General features: G+C 72.9%; 11 protein-coding genes. 7 read left to right on the forward strand and 4 right to left on the reverse strand.

Features of this window, described 5'->3' with window-relative positions; all coding sequences use genetic code 11:
• Positions 1 to 3: 3 nt before the first annotated feature.
• Positions 4 to 321, reverse strand: a complete 318-nt coding sequence (locus C8054_RS20145) for a PspC domain-containing protein (RefSeq protein ID WP_107158873.1) — start codon at positions 319 to 321, stop codon at positions 4 to 6.
• A 144-nt stretch (positions 322 to 465) separates the two neighbouring features.
• On the opposite strand from C8054_RS20145, the gene C8054_RS20150 reads away from it, so the two are divergent.
• The 3 genes from C8054_RS20150 (at position 466) to C8054_RS20160 (ending at position 3,688) form a co-directional block, all read left to right on the forward strand.
• Entirely contained in the window at positions 466 to 1,413 is a 948-nt protein-coding gene (locus C8054_RS20150) for an NUDIX hydrolase (protein WP_107158875.1), read from the forward strand.
• A 115-nt stretch (positions 1,414 to 1,528) separates the two neighbouring features.
• Entirely contained in the window at positions 1,529 to 2,431 is a 903-nt protein-coding gene (locus C8054_RS20155) for an NUDIX hydrolase (protein WP_107158878.1), read from the forward strand.
• A 345-nt stretch (positions 2,432 to 2,776) separates the two neighbouring features.
• Complete coding sequence (locus tag C8054_RS20160) at positions 2,777 to 3,688, forward strand: phosphatidylcholine/phosphatidylserine synthase (RefSeq protein WP_107158880.1); 912 nt, start codon at positions 2,777 to 2,779, stop codon at positions 3,686 to 3,688.
• A gap of 72 nt (positions 3,689 to 3,760) precedes the next feature.
• Here the strand turns inward: C8054_RS20160 and C8054_RS20165 are convergent, their stop codons facing one another.
• The 3 genes from C8054_RS20165 to C8054_RS20175 all read right to left on the reverse strand — a co-directional run bounded on the left by C8054_RS20165 (position 3,761) and on the right by C8054_RS20175 (position 7,699).
• Positions 3,761 to 5,008, reverse strand: coding sequence for a phosphatidylserine decarboxylase (locus C8054_RS20165; RefSeq protein WP_107158882.1), 1,248 nt, complete (start codon positions 5,006 to 5,008; stop codon positions 3,761 to 3,763).
• Positions 5,009 to 5,186: 178 nt separating this feature from the next.
• On the reverse strand, positions 5,187 to 5,735 hold the full coding sequence (locus tag C8054_RS20170; RefSeq protein ID WP_107158884.1) for a hypothetical protein: 549 nt from the start codon (positions 5,733 to 5,735) through the stop codon (positions 5,187 to 5,189).
• Positions 5,732 to 7,699, reverse strand: a complete 1,968-nt coding sequence (locus C8054_RS20175; RefSeq protein ID WP_107158886.1) for a PspC domain-containing protein — start codon at positions 7,697 to 7,699, stop codon at positions 5,732 to 5,734. The genes C8054_RS20170 and C8054_RS20175 overlap by 4 nt, the downstream gene beginning before the upstream one ends.
• A gap of 177 nt (positions 7,700 to 7,876) precedes the next feature.
• Between C8054_RS20175 and C8054_RS20180 the strand changes: the two genes are divergently transcribed.
• The 4 genes from C8054_RS20180 (at position 7,877) to C8054_RS20195 (ending at position 13,091) form a co-directional block, all read left to right on the forward strand.
• Entirely contained in the window at positions 7,877 to 9,139 is a 1,263-nt protein-coding gene (locus tag C8054_RS20180; protein WP_107159055.1) for an ATP-binding protein, read from the forward strand.
• 2 nt (positions 9,140 to 9,141) lie between these two features.
• Positions 9,142 to 9,819, forward strand: a complete 678-nt coding sequence (locus C8054_RS20185; RefSeq protein ID WP_107158888.1) for a response regulator transcription factor — start codon at positions 9,142 to 9,144, stop codon at positions 9,817 to 9,819.
• A 558-nt stretch (positions 9,820 to 10,377) separates the two neighbouring features.
• On the forward strand, positions 10,378 to 12,021 hold the full coding sequence (locus C8054_RS20190) for an ABC transporter substrate-binding protein (RefSeq protein ID WP_107158890.1): 1,644 nt from the start codon (positions 10,378 to 10,380) through the stop codon (positions 12,019 to 12,021).
• Positions 12,022 to 12,164: 143 nt separating this feature from the next.
• A complete protein-coding gene (locus C8054_RS20195) occupies positions 12,165 to 13,091 on the forward strand; it encodes an ABC transporter permease (protein ID WP_107158893.1) in 927 nt (308 codons plus the stop codon).
• Positions 13,092 to 13,122: the final 31 nt, after the last annotated feature.

Below are 13,122 nucleotides of genomic sequence, written 5' to 3' on the forward strand. Positions count from 1 at the left end.
GGGTCAGGCGGCGGGCGGCGGCCCGGCCTGCGGCCCCGGCCCGGCCGGCGGGACCGGCGGCCAGCCGGGCGCGGTGCCCGCCGGGTGCGGCCAGGCGGGCGCGCCGGCCGGCTCCTCCGGCATCAGGAACCACATGATCGGGTACGCGAGCGCGGCCAGCCCGCCGGTGAGCACGGTGGTGACCGCGAAGGCCACCCGGACCAGCGTGGGGTCGACGGCGAAGTAGCGACCGAGGCCGCTGGCCACGCCGGCGATCATGCGGTCGCTGACCGGCCGGCGGAGCTGCTTGTACGGGGGCTGGAAGGGGTTCGTGGAGGTCATGTCTCCACGGTTGCGCGGCGCACGGCGGGCGACCTCGGTGACCGCCCGGACACCTACCCTGACCTGTCCCTGAGGCGCCAGCAAAGAGTCAGGAATCTGACTCTTTTCGATGGAGGTAACCCGGCCCGGGGAGAATTTGCTCCCGTGACCACCTCGCTGGAGCCGCTGCGCAGGATCGCGGCATACGCAGTTTGTGCTGATTCGAACGGCCGAGTGTTGCTGGTCCGCGCATCGGAGCGCTCCGGCACCCCCGGCACCTGGTCGCTCCCCGGAGGAGCGGTCGACCACGGTGAGGACCCCAAGCACACAGTCGTCCGGGAGACCGCGGCCGAGACCGGGCTCTCCGTCGCCGTCGCCGGCCTCCAGGACGTGCTGGCCGACATGCGGGCGTTGCCCGAGCGGCACATCACGATCCACACCGACCGCCTCCTCTACACCGTGTCGGTGCGGGGCGGGACGCTCACCGAGCGGGTCGACCGCCCCACCGACCTGGCCCGCTGGTTCACCCTCGACGAAGCCCGCGGGCTGCCGCTGCGGTCGTTCACCGCGCGTGCCCTGGGGCTGCCCACCTCCTCGCACGACGTGGTGCCGGAGGAGGTCCCCGAGTTCCCCTCGTTCTACGCCGTCCCCGGCCCGGACGGGCTGCACCGGGCGCAGCGCTTCGCCGCGTACGCGGTGGTGACCGACCCGGAGGAGCGGGTGCTGCTGACCCGCGTCTCCGACGGCTATCCGGGCGCCGGCTGCTGGCACCTGCCCGGCGGCGGCACCGACTACGGCGAGCAGCCCGCCGCGGCGCTGATCCGGGAGCTGGTGGAGGAGACCGGGCAGACCGGCCGCCTGGTCGAGCTGCTCGGAGTGGCCAGCCACCGGGACGCCGCCTCGCTCGGCCCCGAGGGCTACCCGATCGACTGGCACGGCGTCCGCGCCTTCTACCGGGTGGTCGTGGACCAGCCCGCCCCGCCCACCGTGGCGGACGTCGGCGGCTCCACGTGCGAGGCCCGCTGGTTCCGGCGCGAGGAGCTCGGCGCCCTCCCCACCGACCGCCTCACCGAGGTCACCGCCGAAGCCGTCCAGGCCGCCCACCTCCTCTGAGCCCACCCCACCGCCCTACCCGCGTCGGTGATCATGAGGTTGGCGGGACGAAATGTCCGTCCCGGGGCCGCTAACCTCATGATCGACGCAGGAATGGGTCGGGGAGGGGTGCGGGGTGGAGCGGTGGCGGCGGGTGGGGGCCTACGGGGTTCTCCGGGACGGGACGGGGCGGGTGCTGCTGGCGCGGGGGGCCGACGAGGGCCCGTACCCGGGGGTGTGGCAGTTGCCGGGCGGTGCGGTCGAGCACGCCGAGCACCCGGCCGACGCCGTGGTGCGCGGGTTCGCCGCGGAGACCGGGCTGACCGTGGCGGTAGGCGCGGTCCGCGCCGCGGTCGCCGACGTGGCCGTCTCCCGCACCGACGCGGTGGCGGTGCACACCGACCGGCTGGTCTTCGAGGTCGAGGCCCGGGGTGGACGGCCGCGGCCCGAACCGGGCGGCGGCAGCGACGAGCTGGGCTGGTTCACCCCGGACGAGGCCGCGGGCCGGCTGCTGATGCCGTTCACCGCCGAGTTGCTCGGGCTGCCCGTGTCGCCGCTGCCGACCGACCTGCCCCGGGCCCTGCCGGCCGCGCCGGCCACCGACCGCCGGCAGCGTTTCGCCGCGTACGGGCTGGTCACCGACCCGGACGACCGGGTGCTACTCACCATGATCGCCCCCGGCTATCCGGGTGCCGGCAAGTGGCACCTGCCCGGCGGCGGCACCGACCACGGCGAGCAGCCGGCCGCCGGGCTGCTCCGTGAGCTGGTCGAGGAGGCCGGGCAACTGGGCCGCGTGGTCGAGTTGCTGGCGGTGGACAACCTGCACACGCCCGCCGCGCTCGGCCCGGAGGGCCGCCCGCTGGACTGGCACGGCATCCGGGTGATCTACCGGGTCCGGGTGGAGGCGCCGACCGAGGCGGTGGTGACCGAACTGGCCGGCGGTTCCACCGCCCGGGCCGCCTGGTTCACCCGACCGCAGGTGGCCGGTCTGTCGATGACCGAGGTGGCGGTCCGGGCCACCCGGCACGGGGTGAGCTGAACCGCTCACCGAGCCGCCCCGGGCCACCTCCGGTACAGTCGGGAAGAGGGATGACGGAGAGAAAAGGGCGTTGCGGCCCGAGATGGGAATAACTGAGCGGTTAGTGCGGTTGAGGCAGATATAAGTACCGCCGGCAGCTATCGCCAAGCCCCCGTCCCCTGTGCAATGGTGTACTCCGCAAATGGGCTGCCGGGCCCGAAAGGTCCGGCACGAGACAGCCGGACACCCGCCCCGACGTGGGCGGCCAGCCGATCCGGTGATGGAGGAAACGTGCCGAGAGCCCCATGGCGCCGGCGTCGTACTACTGACAGTCCGCGCCCCGCAGGGCGTCGCTGGGCGGGCCGGTTGCGCCGCAGCAGCACGTTCGCCCGCCAGGTGCTGTTGGTCCGGGTGGGCCGCCGGGACGGCCTGGCCGGCCCCGGGACCGACCTGGTCACCCCCGACCGCCGCTACGCCGACCGCCAGCGTCTCCGCTACGGCCGGTTCGACGCCGACGTCGAAGCGGTACGCCCGATCAGCCCGGCGCTCGCCCCGGCCGCGCCGGTCGACGAGTCCCCGGCCATGTCGATCCCGCTGCTGCCCGGCGAGCGCACCGCCGCCCGGCGCGCCAAGTTCGCGCTGGTCAACGCGTGCACCCTGAGCAGCCTCATGCTCGGCATGCTGGCCATCTTCCTGGCCATGCAGGGTGAGGTGCGGCTCGCCGCGGTCTGCCTGATCGCGTGCGTCGCGTTCGACGGCCTCGACGGCGCCCTGGCCCGCAAGCTCGGCGTGGCCAGCCCGTTCGGCGCGCAGATGGACTCGCTTGCCGACATGTGCTCGTTCGGCCTCGCCGCGCCGGTGGTGGTCTACGCCTCGCTGGCCGGCTCGGTGCCGCCGGCCGCCGCCGCGGTCGCCTGTGCCCTGGTCGCGGCATGCGCGGCCATTCGGCTCGCCCGGTTCAACGTCTCGCCGAAGGACGGCCGCTTCTTCTGCGGCGTGCCGACCACGATGGCGGCGATGGTGCTCGCCCTGACCGTGGCGATCGGCGTGCCGGTCCCCGGCCTGGTCATGGTGGCCGGCGTGGCGTTGCTCGCCTTCGCGATGGTGTCCAGCTTCCCCTACGCCAAGCTCGCCCGGCTGCTGAAGCTGCCGCCGTGGCTCTGGGCGGCCCCGGTGGTCGGCGCGCTCGTCGACATCCGGCTCACCTTCGCCCTCGTGGTGGTGGGTTACCTGGCCAGCGGCCCGCTGCTCTGGCTGCACCAGCGCCGCGACGCCTGACACGCGTCAAATAACGCCGAAAAGGGGCGTCGCTCGCGAGAGCGGCGCCCCTTTTCCGTCCTCGCGGGCGGGTCAGCGCCAGCGGGCGATGACCGTCGACCCGCCGATCACCTTGTCGCCGGGGCCGACCAGCGGGTCCGCGGCGTCGACCGGCAGGTAGACGTCGGTGCGCGAGCCGAACCGGATCAGGCCGAAGCGCTCGCCCTTCGCCAGCAGGGAGCCGACCGGTGCCCGCTGCACGATACGGCGCGCGATCAGGCCGGTGCGCTGCGCCACGACCACCGTGCCGTGGTCGGTGTCCAGCACCGTGTACGCCGCCACGTTGTGCTCGGCGTCCGGCTTCATGGCGTTGACGAAACCACCGTCGGCGACGAAGTAGTCGACCACCTTGCCGGCCACCGGAGCCCGGTTGACGTGCACGTCCAGCACCGACAGGAAGACCGCGACCCGCAGCCACTCGCCGTCGCCGAAGCGCTCGTCGGTGAGCCGCTGCACGGACAGGACCTGGCCGTCCGCGGAGGCGACCACGGCCGACGAGTCCTCCGGGACGTCCCGCTGCGGGTCCCGGAAGAACGCGGCCACCGGCGCCGCGGCCAGCGCCGGCACCAGCCAGAGCTTGGACTTCGGCCGGGCGGCCCGGGCCAGGGCGGCCAGGCCGAGCGTGATGCCGGCGGCGGCCACCCCGTTGGAGTCGATGTGCATCTGCCGGGTCACCGGCACGCTCGACGGCCGGTACGCCGGCGACAGCGAGGCCGCCAGCGCGGCCGGCGCCGGGGTGAGGCGCAGGTGGTGCACGCGGACCGGCGGCGAGTTGCGCAGCACCACGTCGGTGCGGACGCCGTGCAGCACGCCCTGCCGCTCCAGTTCGGGGCCGGCGCCCCCGGTGCGGAACAGCGGCGCGGCGACGCTGAGCACCGCGCCGTCGGCCAGGTACTTGGACAGGCCGTCCACCGCGGCACGGGCCTCCTCGGCGGTGCCGGTGAACGGCTCGGCGACGAACACCACCGCGGCGGCGTCCGCCTCGGTCAGCGTGTCGACCACGCGTACCCGGTCGGCGACCCAGCGGCCCTGGGCCGTCACGTGCTCGCGGAGCGCCGCCGCCGCGGCACCCTCCGCCGGCACCACGACCAGCCGGTCGCCCGGGAGCAGCGCCTCGATCGCCGCGGCCAGCACCGCGGACTCCGGGGTCGCGCCGACCAGCAGGCCGGTCTTCGGGTCGTTACGCCGGGCGAACTCGCTGACGAGCGTGCGGGCGGCGCGCTCGCCGATGCGGACCGCACCGGACGGACCGGTGACACGCACGGCGGGGGACTGGGTCATGTCGGACGAGCTCCTGACGCGGTAGGGACGGACGGGGACCGCTACGGCGACGCGACCGGCCGGCCGGCGCGGAGCGGGAGCGCCGGGCGGGGTCGGGGCGGCCCGGCCCGGACGGCGGAAGGCGAGGTCTCCCTCGACCCAGCATAGGCCGCGCCCGCGGGCCGCCGCACCGGCGCGGTCAGGCCGGTGGCTCCCCGGGAGCATGCCGTCCGGCCGGTGGCGCGACGGCCTCCGGGTCGACCGCGGGCAGCTCGCGGGTGGCCGGCCCGGACCGGTCCTCCGGTTCGGCGGTGGCCGGTTTCCCGGTCGCCGGTCCGGCCGTTGACCGGTCCGCCCCTTGCGTGACCGGCAGGTCCTCCCGAGCCGACGCCGGCACCTCGGTCACCGCGTCGGTGGCCCACTCGTCGGCCCGCTCGGCAGCCGGGCCGTCGCCGGCCGGGGTGCCGTCCCGGTACGGCGCGGCCACCGTCGTCTCCGCGCCGCCCGGCTGCCCGTACCGGTCGGGCTGGTCGGGCTGAGCCGGTGCCGTCGGCCGGTCCGGGCCGCGGACCGAGCGCAGCGCGCCGACCAGGCCGAGCAACCCGATCACGACCAGCCCGCCGGCCAGGAACCAGCCCACCGGGGGCACGTCCAGCCCGAGGATCCGGGCCAGCAGCCACCAGAGGGCGAGCCCGAGGAAGACAAGTCCGAAGGCGAACGACACGATGTCCGTACGGTGGGCCTTCACCGGGTCACCTCCAGATTGCCGGCGTTCACGTGGACGTAGAGACGCAGCTTGCCCCCGCCGGGGCCGTCCGCGCCGGCGTCGGTGCTCTCCCAGCGGCGACCACTCAGCCCACCGGTGTGCCGGCCGAAGACGGAGGCGTCACCGGCGTTCACGTCGGCCACCGTGGTCACGTCCACGTTCGCCGGCACGACCACCGTCGCGTTGCCGAGGTTCACGTCCACTGTCACCTGGATGTCCTGCCTGTCGAAGTCGATGGCCCGCAGGTCGAGCACCGCGTCACCGAGATTGTTCTCGTACCTGTCGGCCAGGTCGCGGCGGTCGGTCGGGGCCCAGGTGACGTTGCCGTCGATGCCGCGCACCCGGTCGTAGGACTCGGCGACGGTGGCGACGCCCAGCGCCGCCGCCGTCACCAGACCGAGAGCGATCAGCCAACGGGCGCGGCCGAACCAGGTGCCCACGAGCAGCCCGAGGCCGATGGTGGCCAGCGCCGCGGCGAAGTAGCCGGCCGCGCTGACCGGGAACACGCCGAGCAGGTCGAGCATCGCTACCAGGCCCAGCGCCAGGAAGATCAGCGAGAACGTGATCGCACCGAGCGGGGAGCGTTCCTTCGGCCGCTTCGGCGGTCGCGGCGGCCGGACCGGCGGCGGTGCGGGCGGCGACCCGGCGTACGGGCCGTGCGGGGCGAACGGCGGACGGTAGCCGCCCGGCGGCAGCGGCGCGCCCACCGGGGCGGGCGGGGGCACGGCGGACGGCCCGCCGAGCGGCGCGCCGATGGTCGGCGCGGCGGGCCAGCCCGGGGCCGCGCCGGGGCCCGGCCCGGTGCCGGTGTCACCGGCCGGCGACGTCACCGCGGGCAACGCGGCGGTCACCGGCTCGGACCGGACCGGGCGGGTGCCGGCCGCGGCGGGCCAACCCGGGGCGGGCAGCGGCGCGGCCGGGTGGCCGATCCCGGCACCGGTGGCCGGTGCCGGCGGGTAGCCGGGTTCGGCGTGACCGGGCGGCGTGGCCGGCTGGCCGGGGAGCGGGGTGGCCGGATAACCGGGTTCGGCGTGGCTGGGTGGGTAGCCGGGCTCGGTGTCCGCGTGCGGTGCGGCGGGGTGGCCCGGCTCGGTCCGGGTGGACGCGGTGACCGGGTCGCCCGCTGCGGGCCGGGCGGCCGGTGCGGAGCCGGCTCCGGGCGCGCCGACCGGCCATCCCGGCGTGACCTCGACCGGTTCGTCGGTCCGGGACGCGGTGCCGGCTCCGGCCGCGGGCGCGTACCCGGCGGGTCCGCCCGGCCACGGCGGCGCGGGCGGCGTCGGCCCGGATCCGGCGGGCGGACCGGCCCACGAGGCAGCCGGTGGCGGGGGGAACGGCCCGCCGGACGGCGGCACCGGACCGGGGTACGCGCCGGCCCCCGGGACGGGCCCGCGCTGGTCGCGGTTGAGCATCAGCGCACCGCCGATCAGGATCACGGCGCCGAGCAGAATGGCCCGGAAGCCGTCGGTGACGACGTACGCGAAGCCGACCGCGACCACGATGCCGAGCACGATGACGGTGACCGGGGACATGCTGGAGCGACCCCGGCCGAGCATCGACTCCACGGGTGAGGCGGTGTCGCCCTCCCCGGGGATGATCAGCCACGCGGCGACGTAGACCAGGATGCCGATGCCGCCGAAGAAGCCGAGCACGGCCAGCAGGACGCGCCACAGCACCGGGTCGGTGTTGGTGGCCCGGCCGATGGCGGCGCACACCCCGGCCAGGTAGCGGCCCTCCCGCGGGCGGACCAGCCCGTACCGGGTGGTGAAGCCGGCGGCGCCGGGCGGTGGGGCGTACCCGCCGGGGGGTGGTTCGGCGAACGGCGCGCCGCCGCCGGGCGGCGGAGGCGTGTCGTCGGCGGTGGGGTCCGGCCCCGGCGGGGGCGGCGGTGGATCGTCCTGTGCTGCCGCCCAGGGGCGGGGCGGACGGGCAGCGTCCTCGGTCATGCCTCCGATAGTGGTGCCCCGGCCGCCCGGACGACCTCCGGAACCGACCCTGACCCCACCCTGAGATCCCCCGGCGGGGAATGTCCGGGGCGTCCCCGTGGTCCGGGGCGTTCCGATCGTGTGACGATCGGGTCGTCGGCCGCCGCCGGCACCTCGCGTCGAACCGGGAGTCCGAAGATCAGCAGCACCGTCACGCCGCATCCCCCGCGCCTCTACCGGGCCACCGAGCACCGGTTGGCCGCCGGGGTGGCCGCCGGCATCGCCGAGCACCTGGGCATCCCGGTGCTCCGGGTCCGGGTGGCGTTCATGGTGCTGCTCGGGCTCAGCGGGCTCGGGCTGCTGCTCTACGCCGCGTTCTGGGCGGTGCTCCCGCCCCGGCCCGGCGACACCGCCGTGCCGCCCCGCCGCGATCTCGCCCAGTTGCTGCCGTTCGTGGCGATCGGGTTGGGCGTGCTGCTGCTCCAGGTGGTCGCGTTCGACTCGGTCGGGGCGGCCGGCACCGCGGGCTGGCTGGTCGCGATCATCGCGGTCGGCGCCGGGGTCATCTGGCACCAGTCCGGCCCGGAGCGTCGCCGGCAGTGGGGCGACTCGGCGGTGCCCTGGCTGGGCGCGGTGGTGGAGGAGAGCGACCGGCGGGCGTTCGTGCTCCGCTTCATCGGTGGCGGCGTGCTGGTCGCGGTCGGCATCATCGGCGTGGCCGCCGTCTACTCCCCGGCGCAGAACTTCGACGCGGTGCTCAACGGCGTCATCTTCGCGCTGGTCGGGCTGGCCGGCGTGGGCGTGGTGACCGGCCCGGTGCTGTGGCGCACCTGGAACCAGCTCCGGTCGGAGCGGGAGGGGCGGATCCGCGAGCAGGAGCGCGCCGAACTGGCCGCCATGGTGCACGATCAGGTGCTGCACACGCTCGCCCTGATCCAGCGCAACGCCGCCGACGTCAAGACGGTGCAGCGGCTGGCCCGTGGTCAGGAGCGCTCGCTGCGCAGCTGGCTCTACAAGCCGGCCGCCTCGCCGACCGAGCGCTTCGCGGCCGCCCTGGAGCAGGCCGCCGCCGAGGTGGAGGACACGTTCGCGATCACGGTCGAGGCGGTGGTGGTGGGTGACCGGGAGACCGACGAGCGGGTCGGCGCGCTCGTCGCGGCCACCCGGGAGGCGCTTGTCAACGCGGCCCGGCACGCCGGGGTGCAGACCGTCTCGCTCTACGCCGAGGTGGAGCCGGAGCAGGTGAGCGCGTTCGTGCGGGACCGGGGCAAAGGCTTCGACCCGGATACGGTGGAGAATCACCGGCACGGCGTCCGGGGTTCGATCATCGGACGAATGCGGCGGCACGGCGGCCGGGCGGAGATCCGGTCCGAGCCGGGCGAGGGGACGGAGGTCCGGCTGATCCTGCCGATCAGCGGCTCCGGCTCCGGTGCCGGCTCCACGGCGGAAAGGGACAGGTGACCATGTCCGAGCAGGAACCGGTCGAGGGCGCGGCGCCGCGAGGGCCGCTGCGGGTGTTCCTCGTCGACGACCACGCCATGTTCCGGGCCGGCGTCCGCGCCGAGCTGGGCACCCGGGTCGAGGTCGTGGGCGAGGCCAGTTCGGTGGCGGAGGCGGTGGCCCGGATCGCGGTCACCCAGCCGGACGTGGTGCTGCTGGACGTGCACATGCCGGACGGGGGTGGCCGCGCCGTGCTGGAGGCGATGCGGCGTACCCACCCGCAGGTGAGGTTCCTGGCGCTGAGCGTGTCCGACGCGGCCGAGGACGTGATCGGGCTGATCCGGGCGGGTGCCCGGGGGTACGTGACGAAGACCATCTCGCCCGAGGAACTGACCGACGCGATCCGCCGGGTGGCCGACGGGGACGCGGTGTTCAGTCCGCGGCTGGCCGGGTTCGTGCTTGACGCGTTCGCGTCCCGGCCGGACGCGCCGGTCGCCGATCCCGAGCTGGATCAGCTCACCAACCGGGAGCGCGAGGTGCTGCGGCTGCTCGCCCGGGGGTACGCGTACAAGGAGATCGCCAAGGAGCTGTTCATCTCGATCAAGACGGTGGAGACGCACGTCTCCAACGTGTTGCGCAAGCTCCAGATGTCGAACCGCTACGAGCTGTCCCGCTGGGCCGCCGACCGCCGCCTGGTCTGATCGCCGGCAGCCTCGTCCACCTGGTCGGCGGGGGTGCCCGCACAGTCGACGAGGACCTCAGCCGTACGGGTAAAAACTGCGCGTACCCGGCGTTCGTTCGGGTGTTCCCTGGCGGGCCGCGGCCGGCCCCCGTGCCGGAGGTACGGGGTGGTATCGATCGAGGTGGGCATGTCGTGCCTGGTCAGAGGCGTGTGATCCGCGCCATTTGTGATCTTTCCTCAGGTATCAGCGACGTGGCGGGCAACTAACGGCTTGATAACGGCACCTTCACGGAAAGGGCCGGTGGGTGTCACAGTGGCAGCACCTCACCCCCCGGTGTGAGGCATCTCGTCGGGCCCGACGACCACGGAACGCCGCAACCGCGCCGCCCCGTGGTGGTCGATCCTGCGTGATGTCCTCGTCGAAGGGTGTGGCGCCCGGCGGATCGGTACCCCAGGGGTGTCCCGATTTCCTCTGCGGTAAACCGGCGACCTGTGGTTCGGGTCGTCGGCGGTGTCACCCCCCACACGTGCGTGAAACCCACGACGGAACCAGGTTAGAAAGAGGAGGCCCCTCGCAATGAGAGTCTCGAAGCGGGCGAGCGGCGCGCTCGCGGTGGGCGCGGCATTCGCGCTCGTCGCGTCCGGCTGCTCCAGCGGGAACAACGACGGTGGCGACACCGGCGCGAGCAAGGACGGTGCCATCGTCATCGACGGCACCCAGCCGGAGAACCCGCTGGTTCCGTCGAACACCACCGAGACCGGTGGCGGCAAGATCATCGACTGGGTCTGGAGCGGCCTGGTCGAGTACCCCAACAACGGTGGGGCGCCGCAGAACCTGCTTGCCGAGTCGATCGACACGAGCGACTCCAAGGTCTTCAAGATCAAGATCAAGCAGAACACCAAGTTCCACGACGGCACCACGGTCAAGGCCGAGAGCTTCGTCAAGGCCTGGAACTGGGCGGCGTACGGGCCGAACGGCGCGCAGAACGCCTCCTTCTTCTCCGACATCCAGGGCTTCGGCGACGTCTACACCGAGGACCCGGACGGCCCGGACGGCCCGAAGAAGGCCCCGGAGCCGAAGGCCAAGGAGATGTCCGGCCTGAAGGTCGTCGACGACTGGAACTTCGAGGTCACGCTCTCCGCGCCGACCGCCGTGTTCCCGACCAAGCTCGGCTACAGCGCCTTCATGCCGCTGCCGGACGCGTTCTTCGCCACCACTCCGGCGGAGTTCGGCAAGAAGCCGATCGGTAACGGCCCGGTCAAGCTCGTTGCCTGGCAGGACGACGTCGAGATCAAGCTGACTCGTTTCGACGACTACAGCCTGCGCGACAAGATGAAGATCAAGGACGTCACCGTCAAGATCTACCAGGACGACACGGCGGCCTACAACGACCTGCTCGCCAACAACCTGGACTTCCAGCAGCAGGTTCCGGTCTCGTCGCTGGCCGGCGACAAGTGGAAGACCGACCTGGGCGAGCGGGCGATCCAGACGACCGTTCCGTCGACCGGCATCATCGCCTTCCCGATCTACGACAAGCGCTTCACCAACCCGAAGCTGCGCAAGGCGATCTCGCTGTCCATCGACCGGCAGGCCGTCACCGACAAGATCTTCTTCGGTAACCGCAAGCCGGCCGACAGCTGGGCCAACCCGCTGACCCCGGGCGCCGAGCCGGGCAACTGCACCGCCTGCAAGTTCGACGTGGCCCAGGCCAAGCAGCTCCTCCAGGAGGCCGGTGGCTTCCAGGGCAAGCTGACCCTGTCGTACAACGCGGACGCCAGCCACAAGGAGTGGATGGAGGCCGTCGCCCAGCAGATCAAGACCAACCTGGGCATCGACGCGGTCGCCGTCGGCGTGCCGACCTTCGCGGTCTTCCGTGCCAACATCAACAACTACAAGATGACCGGCATGTACCGCGCCGGCTGGCAGCAGGACTACCCGGACGTCGAGAACTGGATCAACCCGCTCTACGTGACCGGCGGTTCCTCGAACGACGGCAAGTACAGCAACCCGCAGGTGGACGCCCTCGCCAAGGAGGCCTCCGCGGCCCCCAGCATCGAGGAGGCCCACAAGAAGTTCGCCGAGGCCGTCAAGCTGATCGACCAGGACGTCCCGACGATCCCGATCTACTTCAGCGGCGAGCAGTCCGGCCACTCGGAGAAGATCAAGAAGTTGGAGCTGACCAACGTCGGCGAGCTCGACATCACCTCGGTCGAACTCTGATCCGAACGGTCTGACCCCGGGTCGGGCTCGCCTACCGGTGAGCCCGGCCCGGGGCCGTTCCGCGAGGGGGTGTACAACAAACCCCTCGCACGTTGTCGTCACCGCGTCGGGTGCCCGGCGCTCCCTGTCTGGAGGACCACCCCATGGGCCGTTATCTCTTGAGACGGCTGCTGCAACTCGTGCCGGTGTTCATCGGCACGACGTTCCTGATCTACTGGCTCGTCTGGTCGGTGCCCGGTGACCCCTTCGCCGGCAAGTGCGGGGACCGCGGTTGCCCGCCGAACTACCGGGCCATGATGACCGAGAAGTACCATCTCGACGACTCGATCTGGGTGCAGTACGCCAGCTACATGAAGAACCTGTTCCAGGGAGACTTCGGTATCACGTTCGGCGGTCGCGAGATCAGCGACATCATCGCCACGTCGTACCCGAACACCCTGAAACTGGCGGTGGTCGCGCTCGCCATCGAGGCCGTGATCGGTCTCGGCGCGGGCATCCTGACCGGTCTGCGACGCAACGGATTCCTGGACAACCTGGTCCTGGTCTCCACCCTGTTCCTGATCGCCCTGCCGGTCTTCGTCATCGGCTTCGTGCTGCAGTGGGTGCTCGGCGTCAAGTGGGGCATCATCAACCCGACCGTCTCCAACGAGATGCGGTTCAGTGAGCTGATCGTGCCCGGCTTCGTGCTCGGCAGCGCCTCGATGGCGTACATCGCCCGGGTGGCGCGCACGAGCATCGCCGAGAACCGGCGGGCCGACTACGTGCGTACCGCGATCGCCAAGGGCCTCCCGATGCGCCGGGTGGTCGGCGTGCACCTGCTCCGCAACTCGCTCATCCCGGTGGTCACGCTGCTCGGCACCGACCTCGGTGCGCTGATGGGCGGCGCGATCGTGACCGAGGGCATCTTCGGCATCAACGGCATCGGCCGGCAGGTGCTCCGCTCGATCGTCACCAAGGAGAGCGCTACCGTTGTCGGCATCGTGGTGGTGCTGGTGGTCGTCTACCTCGTGATGAACCTGCTGGTGGACCTGCTCTACGCCGCCCTCGACCCGAGGATCCGCTATGAGTGACGAGCGCCGCAGCGAACGAATCGTCCCAGCA

Origin of the sequence: Micromonospora sp. RP3T (genome assembly GCF_003027925.1) — a bacterium.
Lineage (GTDB): Bacteria > Actinomycetota > Actinomycetes > Mycobacteriales > Micromonosporaceae > Micromonospora.

What these genes read in the sequence shown, in the direction of transcription:
- C8054_RS20145 (WP_107158873.1), bottom strand. Translation starts at nt 321, where the DNA reads ATGACCTCCACGAACCCCTTCCAGCCCCCGTACAAGCAGCTCCGCCGG.
- C8054_RS20165 (WP_107158882.1), bottom strand. Translation starts at nt 5,008, where the DNA reads ATGACCCAGTCCCCCGCCGTGCGTGTCACCGGTCCGTCCGGTGCGGTC.
- C8054_RS20175 (WP_107158886.1), bottom strand. Translation starts at nt 7,699, where the DNA reads ATGACCGAGGACGCTGCCCGTCCGCCCCGCCCCTGGGCGGCAGCACAG.
- C8054_RS20185 (WP_107158888.1), top strand. Translation starts at nt 9,142, where the DNA reads ATGTCCGAGCAGGAACCGGTCGAGGGCGCGGCGCCGCGAGGGCCGCTG.
- C8054_RS20190 (WP_107158890.1), top strand. Translation starts at nt 10,378, where the DNA reads ATGAGAGTCTCGAAGCGGGCGAGCGGCGCGCTCGCGGTGGGCGCGGCA.
- C8054_RS20195 (WP_107158893.1), top strand. Translation starts at nt 12,165, where the DNA reads ATGGGCCGTTATCTCTTGAGACGGCTGCTGCAACTCGTGCCGGTGTTC.